This is a genomic window from Aquimarina aquimarini, assembly GCF_900299535.1.
Lineage (GTDB): Bacteria > Bacteroidota > Bacteroidia > Flavobacteriales > Flavobacteriaceae > Aquimarina > Aquimarina aquimarini.
This window is the reverse complement of sequence record NZ_OMKE01000013.1, coordinates 114398-131062: the sequence shown is the minus strand read 5'-3', so window position 1 is coordinate 131062 and position 16665 is coordinate 114398. Positions and strand designations below refer to the sequence as shown.

Annotated in this window: 20 protein-coding genes; 8 read left to right on the top strand and 12 right to left on the bottom strand. The window is 32.7% G+C overall.

What is annotated here, in order from left to right:
- Positions 1-226 precede the first annotated feature (226 nt).
- On the top strand, positions 227-1165 hold the full coding sequence (locus DG508_RS08225) for an alpha/beta fold hydrolase (RefSeq protein ID WP_108867687.1): 939 nt from the start codon (positions 227-229) through the stop codon (positions 1163-1165).
- On the opposite strand, the gene DG508_RS08220 is transcribed toward DG508_RS08225, so the two are convergent.
- Entirely contained in the window at positions 1151-1504 is a 354-nt protein-coding gene (locus DG508_RS08220) for a hypothetical protein (RefSeq protein ID WP_103864386.1), read from the bottom strand. The genes DG508_RS08225 and DG508_RS08220 overlap by 15 nt on opposite strands.
- A 62-nt stretch (positions 1505-1566) precedes the next feature.
- Positions 1567-3252, bottom strand: a complete 1686-nt coding sequence (gene recJ, locus DG508_RS08215; RefSeq protein ID WP_108867686.1) for a single-stranded-DNA-specific exonuclease RecJ — start codon at positions 3250-3252, stop codon at positions 1567-1569.
- 123 nt (positions 3253-3375) lie between these two features.
- Between recJ and DG508_RS08210 the strand changes: the two genes are divergently transcribed.
- Positions 3376-3966: a carboxymuconolactone decarboxylase family protein gene (locus tag DG508_RS08210; protein WP_103864415.1), complete on the top strand. Its 591-nt coding sequence runs from the start codon at positions 3376-3378 to the stop codon at positions 3964-3966.
- Between the two features lie 125 nt (positions 3967-4091).
- On the opposite strand, the gene DG508_RS08205 is transcribed toward DG508_RS08210, so the two are convergent.
- The 5 genes from DG508_RS08205 to DG508_RS08185 all read right to left on the bottom strand — a co-directional run bounded on the left by DG508_RS08205 (position 4092) and on the right by DG508_RS08185 (position 8094).
- Positions 4092-4745, bottom strand: coding sequence for a response regulator (locus tag DG508_RS08205; protein WP_108867685.1), 654 nt, complete (start codon positions 4743-4745; stop codon positions 4092-4094).
- A gap of 73 nt (positions 4746-4818) precedes the next feature.
- Positions 4819-5601: a sensor histidine kinase gene (locus DG508_RS08200; protein ID WP_108867684.1), complete on the bottom strand. Its 783-nt coding sequence runs from the start codon at positions 5599-5601 to the stop codon at positions 4819-4821.
- A 100-nt stretch (positions 5602-5701) separates the two neighbouring features.
- Positions 5702-6418, bottom strand: coding sequence for a hypothetical protein (locus DG508_RS08195; protein WP_108867683.1), 717 nt, complete (start codon positions 6416-6418; stop codon positions 5702-5704).
- A 247-nt stretch (positions 6419-6665) separates the two neighbouring features.
- Positions 6666-7319 (bottom strand): hypothetical protein, encoded by a 654-nt coding sequence (locus tag DG508_RS08190; protein WP_108867682.1) that lies wholly within the window; start codon positions 7317-7319, stop codon positions 6666-6668.
- Between the two features lie 19 nt (positions 7320-7338).
- Positions 7339-8094, bottom strand: coding sequence for a hypothetical protein (locus DG508_RS08185; RefSeq protein WP_108867681.1), 756 nt, complete (start codon positions 8092-8094; stop codon positions 7339-7341).
- A 228-nt stretch (positions 8095-8322) separates the two neighbouring features.
- Here DG508_RS08185 and DG508_RS08180 point away from each other — a divergent pair, with 228 nt between their 5' ends.
- Positions 8323-9210 carry a hypothetical protein gene (locus tag DG508_RS08180; protein WP_108867680.1) on the top strand — a complete coding sequence of 296 codons (888 nt, stop codon included), beginning with the start codon at positions 8323-8325 and terminating at the stop codon, positions 9208-9210.
- A 66-nt stretch (positions 9211-9276) separates the two neighbouring features.
- Here DG508_RS08180 and DG508_RS08175 read toward each other — a convergent pair whose 3' ends face one another.
- The 5 genes from DG508_RS08175 to DG508_RS08155 all read right to left on the bottom strand — a co-directional run bounded on the left by DG508_RS08175 (position 9277) and on the right by DG508_RS08155 (position 12412).
- The gene (locus tag DG508_RS08175) at positions 9277-9975 is read right to left on the bottom strand and encodes a M50 family metallopeptidase (protein ID WP_108867679.1); all 699 of its coding nucleotides are present in this window, start codon (positions 9973-9975) and stop codon (positions 9277-9279) included.
- A 91-nt stretch (positions 9976-10066) separates the two neighbouring features.
- The gene (locus tag DG508_RS08170) at positions 10067-10408 is read right to left on the bottom strand and encodes a HopJ type III effector protein (protein WP_108867678.1); all 342 of its coding nucleotides are present in this window, start codon (positions 10406-10408) and stop codon (positions 10067-10069) included.
- Between the two features lie 46 nt (positions 10409-10454).
- Positions 10455-11129, bottom strand: a complete 675-nt coding sequence (gene rsmI / locus DG508_RS08165; RefSeq protein WP_108867677.1) for a 16S rRNA (cytidine(1402)-2'-O)-methyltransferase — start codon at positions 11127-11129, stop codon at positions 10455-10457.
- Positions 11129-11473: a DoxX family protein gene (locus tag DG508_RS08160; protein WP_108867676.1), complete on the bottom strand. Its 345-nt coding sequence runs from the start codon at positions 11471-11473 to the stop codon at positions 11129-11131. Before DG508_RS08160 ends, rsmI begins: the two co-directional genes overlap by 1 nt.
- 93 nt (positions 11474-11566) lie before the next feature.
- Positions 11567-12412 carry a hypothetical protein gene (locus DG508_RS08155; protein WP_108867675.1) on the bottom strand — a complete coding sequence of 282 codons (846 nt, stop codon included), beginning with the start codon at positions 12410-12412 and terminating at the stop codon, positions 11567-11569.
- A gap of 105 nt (positions 12413-12517) precedes the next feature.
- Here DG508_RS08155 and DG508_RS08150 point away from each other — a divergent pair, with 105 nt between their 5' ends.
- From DG508_RS08150 to DG508_RS08130, 5 genes are all read left to right on the top strand, one after another.
- A complete protein-coding gene (locus tag DG508_RS08150; RefSeq protein ID WP_108867674.1) occupies positions 12518-13165 on the top strand; it encodes a thymidine kinase in 648 nt (215 codons plus the stop codon).
- Entirely contained in the window at positions 13158-14270 is a 1113-nt protein-coding gene (gene alr, locus DG508_RS08145; RefSeq protein ID WP_108867673.1) for an alanine racemase, read from the top strand. Before DG508_RS08150 ends, alr begins: the two co-directional genes overlap by 8 nt.
- A 99-nt stretch (positions 14271-14369) precedes the next feature.
- On the top strand, positions 14370-14789 hold the full coding sequence (gene mscL, locus DG508_RS08140; RefSeq protein WP_108867672.1) for a large conductance mechanosensitive channel protein MscL: 420 nt from the start codon (positions 14370-14372) through the stop codon (positions 14787-14789).
- A gap of 243 nt (positions 14790-15032) precedes the next feature.
- On the top strand, positions 15033-16025 hold the full coding sequence (locus tag DG508_RS08135) for an aspartate-semialdehyde dehydrogenase (RefSeq protein WP_108867671.1): 993 nt from the start codon (positions 15033-15035) through the stop codon (positions 16023-16025).
- Positions 16026-16175: 150 nt separating this feature from the next.
- Positions 16176-16544, top strand: a complete 369-nt coding sequence (locus DG508_RS08130; RefSeq protein ID WP_108867670.1) for a DoxX family membrane protein — start codon at positions 16176-16178, stop codon at positions 16542-16544.
- Positions 16545-16665: the final 121 nt, after the last annotated feature.

Below are 16665 nucleotides of genomic sequence, written 5' to 3'. Positions count from 1 at the left end.
TAAAATTAAAGAATAGCCTTAGCTATTGTTGAATTTTATAACACAGATATAGTGCAAAAGAAACAAACTATATACGAAATTTTTATGTGTAAATCGTATGATACGGTTCTGGTAATTTTTCAGAACCGTATTTTTTTTGTAAACTATTTTTCTACATCAATTTTGCTGAGAAATGGTATACAAAAATGATTTTGAGTAAATTGCTACCTTATAAATCATCTATACCATGCAGAAATTTTATATACTAGCCTTAGTAGGGATATTACTTTTTTCGTGTAAACCTTATCAAAACACAAAAATTAGAAAAAATCAGATTACTTATGAAGATTTTAGATCTGATCAAAGATTATATCCTACTGATGATGGTTTAATAAAATATATAGACAAAGGAAAGGGCCCTGTAATAGTATTATTGCATGGGGTTCCCACCTCTGGATGGTTGTATCGTAAGATGATAAAACCTTTGGTGTCGAATGGATATCGTGTAATCGTGCCCGATATGTTAGGATATGGTTCTAGTGACTCCCCAGAAGGTTTTGAGATTTATAATGCAGAGAATCATGCCAAGCGCCTATTAGAATTAATGCAAGCATTAGGTATAGAAAAATGGACACACGTGATGCACGATGCAGGAGGGTTATGGACCTGGGAACTTATGAAACAAGCACCTGATAAAATAGAAAACCTAATAGTACTTAATACCATTATTTATGAAGATGGATTTTATCCCCCTGTACGTATGAAACCAGGAGGACTTGCCAAAACAGCAATGTGGGGATATAGAAACGGCGTAACAACAAATACGTTGCTTAAAAACTTATTCAATCAAGGACTCAAAAAAAATACCCTCAATGCGCTGGATGTAGAAGGGTATAAAACTCCATTATTAGAAGGTAAAACAAATGCGATGTACTATTTCTTTAGTCAAACATGTAATGTACTACCTGATTATTCTGATGTTTTTGAAAATGTAGATATTCCTGTGGCTGTAATATGGGGAATACATGACACCATGTTACAATGGCCTCCACAACAGACGCGAGCTGCAAATGCATTAAAAGTGAATAAAGAAGATATTCATTTTGTAGATGAAAAACATTTTTTGCAGGAAACAAAGGCCAAAGAAATTACTTATAAGATTATAGACTTTTTAGTTAAGAGATAGGTTCTTTACCCAATCTTGTAATTCTACTCTAAAAATAGTGCCGTTGATTAATTCTTGTATCTGCAATAATTCTTCTCTGTTTACTGCCAGATCTATCTTTTCTGAAGGTGTTCGTAGTAATAATGATCTGCAATGTTGTGAGTTTTTACATTGATTACAGCATTGAGAATCATATGTAATTGTACACGAATTAGAGAAATCTTTAAGTTCATTTAAAGTGAGTAAAAAACCAGTGTCTCTGAACACCAATTGTACTTTGGGTGTAGGAATTTGTTTTTCTTGTTTCCAAAAGAAAGAAATACCTAGGTCATTACTGTATATTTTATCTATAGCGTTCATCCTGAATCCATATTTGAATTCAAAAATAATAACTATTTATAATAAATCTAAATAAAAATAATTTATTTTACATCTTTCAATTTTAATTGTAGAGAGACTTCCCCATTCCATTCATTCTCATCGATGGTATATGTAGACTTAAAAAGCTGTTTTTGATGTATTAAATCATATTTTGAACCCAGATTAAAACCAATAGCACCAATTGCAATTCCATTTTTTTGAGTCTTACATTTTAAATGACTTTTATCGGCTCCTACACATTTTGCATACCCAGTATCTTTTAGCCCTTCTGTCATAAAAACAGGAGCCATATTTCCTGGACCAAAAGGAGCAAACTGTTTTAAGATGCGATAGAATTTGGGAGTAATCTGATCCAATTCTAACTTAGCATCGATAGTAACCTCAGGAATTAACATCTTTTTATCAATGGTAGAAGACACTACTTCTTCAAATTTTTGTTTAAAAGAAGGATATTGTTCTTCTGTCAAAGTTAATCCCGCCGCATATTTATGACCACCAAACTGTTCTATGTGATCAGCACATGCATCGAGTGCATTGTACACATCAAATCCTTTTACAGATCGGGCAGAAGCAGCCAAAACAGTTCCACTTTTTGTAAAAACCAGCGTAGGGCGATAATAGGTTTCTGTTAATCTCGATGCAACGATACCAATAACCCCTTTATGCCAATTCTCGTTGTATACCACTGTGGTATATTTATCCTCTTCATTATTAGCTACTATTTGAGTAAGTGCTTCTTGAGTAATTTTTTTGTCTGCATCTTTTCTGGTACTATTATAAAGTTCTATTTCAGCAGCAAATTGCAGTGCGGTATCCATATTTTTTTCGGTAAGTAAATTTACCGCATGTAACCCATGCTTCATTCTACCAGCCGCATTAATTCTAGGAGCAATAATGAATACCAAATCAGTAATCGTTAGCGTTTTTTTATCCACCTTGGATAACATTGCCTTAAAACCAGTTCTTGGGTTTGTATTGATAACTTGTATACCATGATATGCCAATACTCGATTTTCTCCAGTAATAGGTACAATATCTGCTCCGATTGCAGTAGCTACCAAATCTAGATATGGTAAAAGATCGTTTATTGTTTGGTGTAATCCAGTAGCTAGTGCCTGTATAAGTTTAAATCCAACCCCACATCCACATAACTCTTTGTATGGGTAGTTACAATCCTCTCGTTTTGGATCTAAAACCGCTACGGCATCAGGAATTGTATCACCTGGTCTATGGTGATCACAGATAATAAAATCTATGTTTTTTGATTTGGCATATGCCACTTTATCAATAGCTTTGATCCCACAATCCAAAGCAATGATCAGAGAAATATCATTATCATCTGCATAATCGATCCCCATATAAGATACCCCATATCCCTCTTTATATCGATCAGGGATATAAGTAGCAATTTGTGAGGACAGTGTTTTTAAGTAGGAAGATAATAATGCTACCGATGTTGTACCGTCTACATCATAATCACCATACACCATTATATTTTCTTTATTAGCAATTGCCTTTTGAATTCTATCTACAGCTTTATCCATATCCTGCATCAAAAAAGGATCATGCAAATCATCTAAGCTAGGTCTGAAAAATTTTTTAGCTTGGTCAAATGTTTCTATTCCTCTTTGTATCAGTAACGAAGCAATGGTAGTATCTACAGTAAGAGTCTCTGCCAACTGTTGTGTTTTTGTACTATCGGGTATCGGTTGTAGATTCCATCTCATGGGTGAGTTCTGTTCTGGGTGTTAAAAAAAGCAAAGTACAAAAAACATACAGACGGTTTCTGATTTGCTATTAGTTTTGTATTTTGCTGTAGAAAAAAATATACAAATATTCAAAAATATATTATGGCATTAGTTACACCGTTATCTGCTGATCACGATCCAGAAACCAAAGAATTGGCAGAATTCTTTAATGAAACTTTGGGGTTTTGCCCAAATTCTGTATTGACAATGCAAAGAAGGCCTGCTATTTCTAAAGCATTTATAAACCTGAACAAAGCAGTAATGGCAAATGAAGGTAGAGTAACCTCTGCTTTAAAACGTATGATTGCCTGGGTAAGTAGTAATGCTACAGGATGCAGGTATTGCCAAGCACATGCAATAAGAGCAGCAGAGCGTTATGGTGCAGAGCAGGAGCAATTAGATAATATATGGGAGTATAAAACACATCCAGCTTTTAGTGATGCAGAGCGAGCAGCTCTTGATTTTTCATTAGCAGCTTCTATGGTTCCTAATGCAGTTGATGATACGATCAAACAAGAACTATATAAATATTGGGATGAAGGCGAAATTGTAGAAATGCTAGGAGTAATCTCTTTATTTGGATACCTGAATAGATGGAACGATTCTATGGGAACAATGGTAGAAGAAGGTGCAATAGCATCTGGTGAAAAATACCTTGGTAAACATGGATGGGAAAAAGGAAAACATGTGTAATACCAGTTTTTACTTAAATCCGTATAGTTCGGGTTAAGCTAATACTGATATAAAGATAAAAACACCTGTCAGGCTAGTTTCAAAATTTTATTTTGAGATTTTCTGACAGGTGTTTGTGTATAGTTTTAAACCAAAATAATTTTTTCCTTCACTGCTTTTACGATTAATCCAGCAGTATTTTTAACCCCTAATTTATTCATAAGGTTTTTTCTGTGACCTTCAATAGTTCGTACACTTAGAAAAAGTTGTTCTGCTATTTCTGCAGTAGTAAATTCTTGAGTAATCCCTTCTAGTACCTCTAATTCTCTTGAGGTAAGATGGTAATCCTTATTGATTGTAGGAGGTTTGGTTGTTTTATGTTTTAGACCTTTTAGTAATGCTTTTGATACAAAAGGATTAAAATAAAACCCTTTTTCATAAGTAGATCGTATTGCGGCCTCTAACTCATGCTGATTGGTGTCTTTTAGTAAATATCCGTTAGCACCTACCTCCATCAAATAAGAAATCATTCTCTCTTCTTTGTGCATTGTGAGAATAATGATTTTAAGATCGGGATATAGTTTTTGTAATTTTAGTGTTGTGTCTACACCATTCATGTCTTCCATCTCAAGATCCAAAAGGATAATATCGGGAGTCACATTATTCAACTGTGCCAATAGATCTTTACCGCTTACGCTTTCTAATACCAAAGAAATACCTTCCATTTTTTTTAACAGTGACTTTATTCCTTCGCGAAATAAATTATGATCATCAACCAGTCCTAGCTTTATAGTTTCCATGGTTATTTTGTGATTAATGTTATTTAGTGTTTTTTTTAGTTGCTACAGTAAAGCCATATCATACGGTATACGATTATACCGGGATTACGATTTTGACTTTCATGCCTGAATCCTCTTTCATAAAATAAATGTTACCAGAAAGGATCGATAATCTACTTTCTATATTTTTGAGTCCCAAGCCTTTTTTGTGCAAAAGGTTTTTCTGTTGTAGCCCTTTGCCATTATCTTTGTATACTATAATTAGTGAATCTTCTTCATTTTTTAATTTGATTTGTATAGCAGAAGCGTCTGCATGCTTGAGAGTATTTGTAATTAACTCCTGAATTATTCGGTATAAGTTTAGTTCTTTTGATTTGACAATTGTCTTTGTCGTATTGTTTTTAACGCTTACCTTGATTTTTCCAGAGTCGTTTATTGTTTGTCTCAAACTCTCTACCGCTTCTATCAATCCTAGTTTTTCTAATACTACAGGTCTTAGATCCTGAGAGATGCTACGTATACTATGTATCATATCATCCAAAAAAGAGCTGGTTTTATGTGCTATATTTTCTAATTCGTCAGGAGGTAATTCTGGAGTGATTTGCCCAAAATATAGCTTGGTTGTAGTAAGCATAGCTCCTACATCATCATGCAGTTCTTTGGCAATTCTACTTCTTTCTTCCTCTTGACTGGCAATAGACGTTTTTAATAATTCTTTTTGATAATCAGATTCTATTTTTTGGTGTTTCTGTTGTTGTGCCAATAACCTACGTTGGTATAGAATAAAAAACATAATTACAGATAATGACAGTAAGAAAATTACTATCATACCAATGATTATAATCTTTAACGCAATCGCTTCTTCAGGTTCACCCATAAAACAAATAGTATAAGAAATAATAAAAAGCTATACCAAACTCTACTGTTGGTTTTTTATAAAGTATAGCGGTTTATATATTGTTTCTGATTAAGTAGAATTAATCTCCTCCTCCTCCAGTACAAGTAGGTGGACAAGGACTTGAATACTCATAGATAAAATCTCCTGATTTTAATAAAGATTGCTTTTTGCCTAATTCTGGTAAAAAGACAGTAGTAAATTTACCTTTGGGGTTCACCCCCCATACCAAGTTTACACTCTTTGAGCTATTTTGTAGCATATGTAGTATGACCGTTGCAGGTAGACTAAAATATTGAATACGTTGCTCATCATAAGCAATCGCTTCTTCTAGGGTATTACTTTGCCATTTTTGTTGCCAGGCAGAAACAAAATCCACTGCTTCATCTGGTTGTAATATATGAGAAGCAACCGATTTAGAAAGTGCAGAGATCTCAAAACGTTTGTGTTTTTCGGCGAATAATTTAGTTACAACTTCTTGTATAGAAATAGAGTTGGCTACTACTCCTTTGGTGATATCACCATTTGGGTTTGTGCCTACTACCCGTATTTGTAGTTGCTTGTTTTCTATTTCTAAAATAAAACGAACGGTTGATACATTTGGTAGTTTTAGCGCTTCTTCTAGCGCTTTTCTAGGGATATTAAATCCATTTTCTGGAGTACCAAAGGCTTTTTTAGGAGTTGCCGTTTTCCAATTAAGAGTATGTTGTTTTTGTTCTGGTTCGTCTGGTGACTCTTCTTGCTGGCAAGCAAAAAAGATTACAGACAGAATTATAAAATATGTGTGAAATATTTTCATGGTTCTAGGTTTTAAAAGTTTATATAAATATAGCTCAAAAAAGAGAAAAAATGCCTGTTATGATAGATTCATATAAAATATAATTTAACAATAATTACAATAAAATACAATTGATTTACAGGTATTTATGATTTAAAAAAAACACTTACCCCTAAACCCTTCCCTTTATAGGAAGGGCTTTTTTTAGCTTCTTCTCTTGGGGGAGAGATAGGGTTGAGACAAGTGTTATGTTTATGAGTAATAGAAATTAAAATTGTTTATCGGGTTTTACAGCTATGGCAACGGTATAAAAGATCATTAATACAATATTGACAATAGCATGTAAGCCCCAAAGGGAATAACTGGCTTGAGTTATTCCTTTAAAGAGGGTATTGTTCATAAAAAACAAAATTAAGTTACTGGAAAAGTAGATTAAAAACCCAGAATTGATCCAAAACATAGGATTGTTTTCTAGAGGGCTGTATTTTGCCTCTTTAAGCAGTACATAAAAATAACTTAATGCAAAAAAGACTACTAATACTCCTAAAACTGTTGTTGTGTTAGAATTAAAAGTATATAAGTTCTGTAAGAACAAAGTATTAATGACAGCAAATACGATAAAACAAATGCCTATACTAGTAAAGAAAGATTTTGAATATATATATGACAATACTTCTCTATAAATGTTAATAATCAATAAAAACTGAAGAACTGTAAAAAAATGATATATCGGTAAATTGTTTATTTTTTGATACCAGAGTATATTTGATATACATTCTACAATCAATATTCCTAATAATAGATATATCAGTTTAATCTGTATTTTATTTAATGATTTAAATCTAAAAATAGATAGTGATAAAGGAATGATTACTATAAAAGAAGAAATCAAACTTAAAATATTAAAAAGTTCTTCACTCATTAGTTTTTGATTAGATAGATTATTCTCCTCCTCCTCCAGCACAAGTTGGTGGACATGGTCTTGAATATTCAATAAAAACCTCATTACCGTCAGATTCTAGTATACCCATTCTGTATAAATTGTTTTCTATAGGTAATTTTGGAGTAAGTCCTATTACGGGTGTAAAAGAGATCATGTCTTTGTATTGAAACTTATTCATATCCAATCCAGGATAGAGTTTTAATTCTTTTACGTTACCAGGTAAATACGGGTTGATCAAATCTGGTGTTACACTATAGAATAATACTCTCTCCATAGGTTTTTCTGCTGTTTTTACAGTAAATAAATCATCTATGAGACTCATTTCTACTTTTTGCCAATTTTCAGAAATCATATCTTTAAAAATAGCGGGAACGATTTCAGACCCTAATCGTACAGTCTCGTCTTTTTGTGCTCCTTTTTTTGGTTTTTGATAAGCTACAAGTTCAAAATAATATTTCTTGTTAGAAGTATCGACAACCTCAAAAATGGGAAAAAATGTAAAACTTTCTTTATGCCCTTCTTTTAATGCCATATAGATTTTAAAAGTTTTGATTTGTTCTATAGCATTAAAACGAGTTATGTCTTTTTCGTTTACAGCAAAATAGTATACTCGCTCATATTGTCCTATAGACTTATCGAGCTTATGAAAATGATGCGTTAACTCTAAAACATCTGCACTCTTCCAGAGGTTGGTATACTTGATAAAAGCTTCTTCAGTGATTTGGATGTTTTCTTTTGTGATTGTTTGTTCCATCGGGTATTATATTTATTAGTTAATAATTAATATTAAAGTTAGTCAAAAAAAGAAAACCTTTATTGTTATAGAAATAGTTTACCAGTGAATACCATATAAAAACACGTATTTACCACGTATTTTTAATGTTGCTATAAGAGCATGAAATTTGGTATCTTAATAGGATAATAGAAAATGCATTCTGAAAAAAAATAAAAACAGGATGAATTACTTTTAAAACCAAACAACATGAAACTAATAGAAGAGCTAGAGGAGATATCTCCTCATGGTCTGGCAAAGGATATATTAAATGATATAAGTTACCGTGTAGGTATCGATTTGTATGCATTGATAACTGCAGAAACATCTCCTAATTTTAATAAACTGCAAGAATTCAAAAGGCATATTGTAAAAGATACTCTTATTGAGTTTCGCACGAATAAGTTAAATTTTTTGGAAGAAGATTTTGGACCAGATAAAAGGAATGATATCTCTTTGATAGAGACTCTTGTTACCGCCAAAACAGAACCGAATTGGTTGTTTAATCCCAGAGATTTACCTAGTATAAAAAACTACCAAGGAAAAGAAGTGACTAGGTATCTTATGAGGTTGACCAGATGTTTTGAGCAAATGACTCAAAGCATTTCTATAGATGTGTTTGCAGATAAATTATTGTCAGGAGGGTTGGTTGCATTAGGAGCAAAAGCAGGACATTTTACGTGGCAAGAGTGGAAAAACGGATATTCTGTGAAGCATGCTATGGTTACTAGTATTAGAAGAGTAGGAATGAGTGTGATTATAGCTATTGCAGGAATAGCATTGGCTACATTATTAGTGTGGTTAGTTTTTATACATCAAAAGAATATTTTGCAAGTCGTTATTAATGAAAGTAATAAAGATTTGATAATCAATAGTTATGATAAGGAGAAAGAAGAAGTTGTTATAAATTCTAGGGGGATAAAAAACAGTATAAAAAATCAAGAGACTGTAGGTGCTACAAGACTACAAATTAAAGGGGGATATGTAGGAGGAGCCTCATCAAATTCATTTTACTACGGAGGGATTTACTCTATAGACAAAAAAAGTAAGGATTGTGAAACAGAAGGAATATGTATACTCACTCCAGAATTAGTGTGAAAAGACATAATAAACTTTATAGAAAATCAAACATTTTTGTATAGAACTTAGATTTATAAAATGGGATTATTTTTTTAGATAGTATCGGTAGCTTTTATAGAGGAGATAGATAGTGATCAATAAAATAAGTATAGCCCACATCCAATACGTACCAGGAAGATGAGTTGCCATCACTTGAGTGTCAGAATAATGGATTTTTCCGTCTCGTTCAAATTGTTTGGTAAATAAATATCCTATTTGCATATAGGTACTTAATACACATTGAGTCCCTAAAAACAGTAAAGTAAAAGTTTCAAGCCCTCGGTTTTTTATAATAGCAATAAAAAATAGGATTACAGCAAATATACTTAGAAGAACTAATGCTAATAATGAATCGATCCATAAGCATAGAGATATAACCATGATGATGATGAGCAACCATATTGCTATTTTAGCACTTACTTTATTTCTGGCAGAGGCGATGAGTATTGCTCCAGAAATTACGGGGCCCAATAACCCTCCAGCAGCAGTGACACTTCTGGCAATATTATAAGATAAGTAACTGGATGAAATATCAGAGTATGCGACACCTCCTGCGTTTTCAAATATTTCGAGAGAGATAAAGTTCCCTCCTATTAATAATGCGGTTAATCCATGGCCCATTTCATGAAACCAAGTTCCTAATAGTAAGAGAGGATATTGTATAATTCCAAAGTAAGGTAATTGCCATACTAAGAAAACGAGTATACTAATGCCAATAATTGTAAATATTGATTTTTGTTGCACTCCTTTTTTTAGTTTAAGTCACTTCTTGATAAAAGGTATGATATATTTTGATAGAACGAAATAATGCACTCTAAAATTATAGATAGTTTTGTTACTTTTTGATCAATGCTTCGTTTTCAAAAGAAATACCTTCCCATCCAGATTTTATAAAGTTACGGATATTTTGATGGTCATTACCTTCTGGGGTTTGCAGAACATCTATATAATACTTGCCAAAGCAGGATAAGGTTTCTTCTTTGTTGAGCTGATGTAATTTTGCAAAAGAAAAGACCTTACAAGAACCTGAGTTTTCGCCAGCCTTATTTTTTATAGCTCCATTAGTAAATGCTGAAGGTTCAAAATTGTAATGAGTATCTATAATGGCTATTACTTCTTGAAATGAAACAGATTTAGGGTCTTTTTTAAGGGTATCAATAAATGCTACAAGTGTCATTGGTGTCTACTTATTAAAAAATTAGATGTTTATTGTACTTTTGGGATTATTGTTTTTTACCTCCAACAATAATCACGATTTCTCCTTTTGGAGCTTTATTTTCAAAATGTTCTATTACTTCTTGTGCAGTACCTCTTATGGTTTCTTCATGAAGCTTACTCAGCTCTCTTGATACAGAGACAAGTCTGTGAGAACCAAAATAGGTTGCAAAATCTTTTAAGGTTTTGATTAATTTATGAGGAGATTCATAAAAAATTAGAGTCCTTGGTTCATCAGATAAAAGCTGTAATCTTGTTTGTCTTCCTTTTTTTACAGGTAAAAAACCTTCAAAAACAAATCTATCATTGGGCAAGCCGCTATTTACCAAAGCAGGTACAAAGGCAGTTGCTCCTGGCAGGCATTCTACTTCTATTTTATGCGCTACACAAGCTCTGGTAAGTAAAAAACCAGGGTCGCTTATTGCAGGAGTACCTGCATCACTTATCAACGCAATAGTCTCTCCTGCTTGTAATTTTTGAATAATGCGATCTACTGTTTTATGCTCATTATGCATATGATGGCTTTGCATAGGAGTAGTAATCTCATAATGTTTTAATAATTTACCACTAGTTCGGGTATCTTCGGCAAGGATTAAATCAGCAGCTTCCAGAACTTTTATCGCTCTAAAAGTCATGTCTTCGAGATTACCAATTGGTGTAGGTACCAGATATAATTTTGACATTAAGGCCTTATTTTTTTACCAATTGTATACGATACAATAAGAATTATAATTGCATATGCAGATAATCCTAGAGGATGTCCTGCATAATAGTGTGCTAAGATAGCTAATATCAAGTCAAAGAAAAAACCAGCATATGCCCATTCTTTGATCCATTTTATTTTATTGGTAAGAATAGCTATTACCCCTAGTACTTTGGCAATAGCCAATGGAATTACAATATAAGTAGGATAATTAAAGCTCTTAAAAAAACCGTGTACCATTTCAGTATTAAAAAAATACATCTGAGCAGAATATAACATGATAATACAGATGGCAATAGTCGAGATCCAATATATAATTTTCATCTATTTTGTTTTTTAGTAGTATGATTTAGAGATTCATCATTATAAATAAATATACTGGATTACAGTCTTTTTTTATTAAGCAACCTTACGAATCTAATCTTCAAATTTGCCTAAAACAATACCCATAAAACGCTCTTCATACTCCTCTTTGCCATCCCAATTATGATAATCAGGTTTTATCATGGTAGTAATAAACTCTTTTGCTTCATTTTTACTTCTTAGCGTATTTAATTGAGAAAGTACCCTATTATAATCAGAGGAACTACCTTCAAAAAGATATTTTATAAAAGCCAAGCGATCATTTAAGCCAATATGAATTTCTCTTCTTAATTGATCATTAAGAGATTTTGGTCGATTATCGTTTTCTATATTTTGAATAGCGATATCCTGATTTGTAGGAGTAATATCGTCTTTATCATTTTTTTCATATACCGATTGAGATAGTATTGACTCTGTAAAAGATGTAGGTTTTTCTACTGTATTTGCAGGTACAAAAAGATCTTCGGTTACTCTGGCATTGATCTCTTCGATAATAATTTCTGGTTTACTATCTTTATTAATAGCACTCTTTTCTATTGGGTCACTATCTATTGGTGGTACATTAGTTTGTTTAGGCTTTTCTTCTTCTTTTTCTTTTATAGAAGTAGGCGGTGTGGGGTCAATGACCTCTTTTACTTTTTGAGGTACCTCTTTTACTTCTTTTGATGTTTCCTGATCAAGTAGTTTTGGTTCATTTGATTCTTCTGTGTCTAACACATTTTTAATCTGACCAATGGTAGGTTGAGGTCCAGCAAAATGAGTTTCGGTGAAATTGAGAATAGTTAATTTCTCATAGAGTTGCCTAGTTTCTTCTTGTAATTGGGGTAATGTAGATTTGTTCTTAAGTTTTAGTATTCTGTGTGCAATACTTATAAGTTCCGCTTCCAATTTCTTCTTCATAACTTTCTTATTCGTTTCTAATACTGCTTTTTGTTTTTTAATAAATTTGCCTCATCTTTAGAGTAAGGAGAAGGGATTTCTTTAATTGAAGCTGAAAAATACAAAATGTTTCTTGAAAATACAGTAAATCATAAAGAGCAATTTGGGTGGATAGAAGTAATCTGTGGTTCGATGTTTTCGGGTAAAACCGAAGAATTGATTCGCAGATTAAAACGCGCGCAATTTGCAAAACAAAAAGTTGAGATTTTTAAACCAGCTATCGATATCAGATATGATGATGAGATGGTAGTTTCTCATGATGCCAATGAGATTCGTTCTACTCCTGTTCCTGCAGCCGCCAATATTAGAATTCTTGCAGACACCTGTGATGTAGTTGGTATTGATGAAGCTCAATTTTTTGATGATGAAATTATAGCGGTTTGTAATGATTTGGCTAATAAAGGAATTAGAGTAATAGTTGCTGGATTGGATATGGATTTCAAAGGAAACCCTTTTGGTCCTATGCCTGCTCTAATGGCTACAGCAGAATACGTAACCAAAGTACATGCAGTCTGTACCAGAACGGGAAATCTTGCCCAGTTTAGTTATAGAAAATCACAAAAAGATGATCTGGTAGTATTAGGAGAAACAGAAGAATATGAACCTTTGAGTAGAGGAGCATATTATAAAGCGATGCTCAAAGAAAAAGTAAAAAAAATGGAGGTTAAAGACCCTAAAGAAATATCTAAAAAAGATAAAAAATCTGATGAGTAGCGTAAAAGAAACCGTTCTTGAAATCAATTTAGGTCATCTCACACATAACTTTAAGTATCTCAAAAGTAAGGTAAGTCCTACTACAAAAATGCTGGCAGTAGTAAAAGCCTCTGGGTATGGTAGTGATGCATCTGTAATAGCCAAACATTTAGAAAAGATAGGAGCAGATTATTTTGCAGTAGCCTATGTGTCTGAGGGGATTGTATTAAGAAAATCAGGGATAAAAAAACCAATTTTAGTATTGCATCCACAGCCTGTAAACTTTCAAAAATTAATTGAATATCAATTAGAACCCAGTCTGTATAGTATACGAGTAGTCAAAGAATTTATAGAAACAGCGACTCGATTAGATAAAAAAAAGTACCCTGTTCATATCAAGTTTAATACAGGATTAAACAGAATCGGATTTGTTGAAGATCAAATAGATGCGTTGGTAAAGGATCTTAATAACACAGAGGTTGTTGAGGTAACGACACTTCTTTCTCATCTTGCGGCAAGTGAAGATAGCTCAGAAAAAGAGTTTACTACTGAGCAGATCAATACTTTTAAAAAAATATCAGATAAAATGATTGATATATTGGGGTATACTCCATTGTTACATCAATCCAATACATCAGGAATTCTTAATTATCCCGAGGCACATTTTGATATGGTTCGTACTGGTATAGGATTATATGGGTTTGGTAATGATGCAAAATATGATAAGGAGTTAGTACCTATTATGTCTTTAAAATCAATAATTTCACAAATTCATGAATTAGAAACAGGAGCATCATTAGGATATAATAGAGCCTTTATAGCATCTGAATATACCAAAACAGCCACCATACCAATTGGTCATGCTGATGGAATCAGTAGACAATATGGTAATCAAAAAGGATTTGTTATGATACATAATCAAAGGGCCTATATCCTTGGTAATGTATGTATGGATATGATTATGGTAGACATTACACATATTGATTGTAAAGAAGGAGATGAGGTCATTGTTTTTGATGCAAATTCTAGTGCTGCACAGGTTGCAGAAAATGTAGGAACAATCTCATATGAATTGCTTACAGCAATCTCTACACGAGTCAAACGTATTGTTATCGATGATAATTGATTTTTATCGAAAAACTACTAGTAAGAAATAACATTGCTTCTATAGTTTATTTAAATTTTTGTTAAATTAGTTTATTCTAACTATCTAAATATAAATATTATGGGGTTTTTTAAAGATTTTAAATCGTTCCTTTTGAAAGGAGACATTGTTTCATTAGCTACTGCGGTAGTAATAGGAGGAGCATTTAATAAAATTGTTGGTTCTGCTGTTGCAGATATCATCATGCCTATTGTAGGAGTAATTACAGGAGGAACAGATTTTACTCAAAAATTTATATCCCTCGATGGAGGTGAGTACGCGACCCTTGCCGCTGCCAAAGAGGCTGGTGCAGCCGTTATGACTTATGGTAACTTGATACAAGCAATAATTAACTTTATAATTGTAGGTCTGTTTATTTTTGTAGTGCTCAAAGCATATGAAAACACAAAGAAAAAAGAAGAAGAGGCAGCTCCCGCACCACCTGCAGGACCAACTCAAGAAGAGTTATTGGCAGAAATACGAGATTTATTGAAAAAATAATAAATTCTCAACTTAGATAACGAATTACTTATAGCTACCGCTATACTACATATCTATGAATCAATAAACCGCTCATATTTGGGCGGTTCTTTTTTACAAATTGTTATATATATAACAATTAAAGCAAATTTCTATACTTTTGATATAAGTGCTTGTTGTCTAGGAAATATTTCTCAAATTTGTATAGTGTTAAAAAATAGTTCATGACCTTCGCCATTTGCGAAAGAAAATAAATATAAACTGATGAAAGTAGCTGTAGTAGGTGCTACCGGTCTGGTAGGAACCGTTATGTTAAAAGTATTAGAGGAAAGAAATTTCCCAGTAACAGAATTAATCCCTGTAGCATCAGAGCGATCTATAGGAAAAAAGATTTCATACAAAGGCAAAGAGTTTTCTGTAGTTGGTCTTTCTACAGCAGTAGAAATGCAACCTGATTTAGCTTTATTCTCTGCAGGAGGAAGTACTTCTTTAGAGTGGGCACCAAAATTTGCAGAAGCAGGGATTACCGTAATAGATAATTCATCTGCATGGCGAATGGATGCTACAAAAAAATTAGTAGTTCCAGAAATTAATGCTAAAGATTTAACAGCAGCAGATAAAATTATTGCAAACCCTAACTGTTCTACGATTCAATTAGTAATGGCTTTAGGACCATTACATAATAAATATAAAATAAAGAGAGCAGTAGTTTCTACATATCAGTCTATTACAGGTACAGGTGTAAAAGCAGTACAGCAATTAGAAAATGAATATGCTGGAGAAAAAGGAGAAATGGCATATCCATACCCTATTCATCGTAATGCAATTCCTCATTGTGACGTATTTCAGGAAAACGGATATACCAAAGAAGAAATGAAGCTGGTAAACGAAACTCAAAAAATCCTTGATGATCGCACGGTGGCAGTAACAGCAACTGCTATTCGTATTCCAGTAGTAGGAGGACATAGTGAGAGTGTAAATTTAGAATTTGACCAAGAGTTTAATGAAAATGAGATAAGACAACTTCTCAATGATACATCAGGAGTTACTGTACAGGATAATCCAGATACCAATACATATCCTATGCCTATCTATGCAGAAGGCAAAAATGATGTTTTTGTAGGTAGAATTCGTAGAGATCATTCTAGAGAAAATGCACTTAATATGTGGATTGTTTCTGATAACCTGCGTAAAGGAGCAGCTACCAATGCTGTACAAATAGGTGAATATCTAGTAGAAAATAAATTAATAGGGTAGTACCTATTTATACACGATATTATACATCCTTGCTATCAATTTGATAGCAAGGATTTTTTATATAAAAAAGATATTTACAAATTGATATTATGTAAGGATTTGAGTATTTGCCCTTCTAATACAGGAGTTTAACGTCTAAAAAAAGTAAAAATGAATAAATTGATTTTAGTTTTACGTATTATATTGGGAGCCATATTAGTCATTTTTGGAAGCAATAAATTTATAGGATTTATCCCCCCTTTTGAATTTGTAAACCCAGATGCAGGTGTGTTTTTTGAAGCATTGGCAGGGAGTTATGTTTTAAAAACAGTAGGAATTATCGAGGTAATTGTAGGGCTTTTGCTACTTGTGAATAAAGCGATTCCTTTTGCATTGGTAGTATTAGCTCCTATATCTATAAATATTATTTTGTTTCATGTTACGCTAGATCCCATAAATATTGGCCCAGGAGCATTTGTTTTCTTTGTAAACGCATTGTTGATTATTAAACATTGGAATACTTATAAACCGCTTTTTTAAAATCATTTTTTTTTGTTTCTTACAAAAGATTCTGACTGCTCGATGTATATCTTCAACATAATGCTATACCCCAAAGCAATATGTAAGAAATCCTACCCTTTCTATATAGGATAATTCATTG

Excerpts from the sequence above, each read along its gene's own strand:
- alr (WP_108867673.1), top strand. The coding sequence starts at position 13,158 with ATGAGTAGCGTAAAAGAAACCGTTCTTGAAATCAATTTAGGTCATCTC.
- recJ (WP_108867686.1), bottom strand. The coding sequence starts at position 3,252 with ATGAGATGGAATCTACAACCGATACCCGATAGTACAAAAACACAACAG.
- DG508_RS08180 (WP_108867680.1), top strand. The coding sequence starts at position 8,323 with ATGAAACTAATAGAAGAGCTAGAGGAGATATCTCCTCATGGTCTGGCA.
- DG508_RS08210 (WP_103864415.1), top strand. The coding sequence starts at position 3,376 with ATGGCATTAGTTACACCGTTATCTGCTGATCACGATCCAGAAACCAAA.
- DG508_RS08190 (WP_108867682.1), bottom strand. The coding sequence starts at position 7,319 with ATGAGTGAAGAACTTTTTAATATTTTAAGTTTGATTTCTTCTTTTATA.
- DG508_RS08205 (WP_108867685.1), bottom strand. The coding sequence starts at position 4,745 with ATGGAAACTATAAAGCTAGGACTGGTTGATGATCATAATTTATTTCGC.
- DG508_RS08225 (WP_108867687.1), top strand. The coding sequence starts at position 227 with ATGCAGAAATTTTATATACTAGCCTTAGTAGGGATATTACTTTTTTCG.
- DG508_RS08185 (WP_108867681.1), bottom strand. The coding sequence starts at position 8,094 with ATGGAACAAACAATCACAAAAGAAAACATCCAAATCACTGAAGAAGCT.
- DG508_RS08170 (WP_108867678.1), bottom strand. The coding sequence starts at position 10,408 with ATGACACTTGTAGCATTTATTGATACCCTTAAAAAAGACCCTAAATCT.
- DG508_RS08160 (WP_108867676.1), bottom strand. The coding sequence starts at position 11,473 with ATGAAAATTATATATTGGATCTCGACTATTGCCATCTGTATTATCATG.
- DG508_RS08130 (WP_108867670.1), top strand. The coding sequence starts at position 16,176 with ATGAATAAATTGATTTTAGTTTTACGTATTATATTGGGAGCCATATTA.
- mscL (WP_108867672.1), top strand. The coding sequence starts at position 14,370 with ATGGGGTTTTTTAAAGATTTTAAATCGTTCCTTTTGAAAGGAGACATT.
- rsmI (WP_108867677.1), bottom strand. The coding sequence starts at position 11,129 with ATGTCAAAATTATATCTGGTACCTACACCAATTGGTAATCTCGAAGAC.
- DG508_RS08155 (WP_108867675.1), bottom strand. The coding sequence starts at position 12,412 with ATGAAGAAGAAATTGGAAGCGGAACTTATAAGTATTGCACACAGAATA.
- DG508_RS08195 (WP_108867683.1), bottom strand. The coding sequence starts at position 6,418 with ATGAAAATATTTCACACATATTTTATAATTCTGTCTGTAATCTTTTTT.
- DG508_RS08135 (WP_108867671.1), top strand. The coding sequence starts at position 15,033 with ATGAAAGTAGCTGTAGTAGGTGCTACCGGTCTGGTAGGAACCGTTATG.
- DG508_RS08200 (WP_108867684.1), bottom strand. The coding sequence starts at position 5,601 with ATGGGTGAACCTGAAGAAGCGATTGCGTTAAAGATTATAATCATTGGT.
- DG508_RS08150 (WP_108867674.1), top strand. The coding sequence starts at position 12,518 with ATGTTTCTTGAAAATACAGTAAATCATAAAGAGCAATTTGGGTGGATA.
- DG508_RS08220 (WP_103864386.1), bottom strand. The coding sequence starts at position 1,504 with ATGAACGCTATAGATAAAATATACAGTAATGACCTAGGTATTTCTTTC.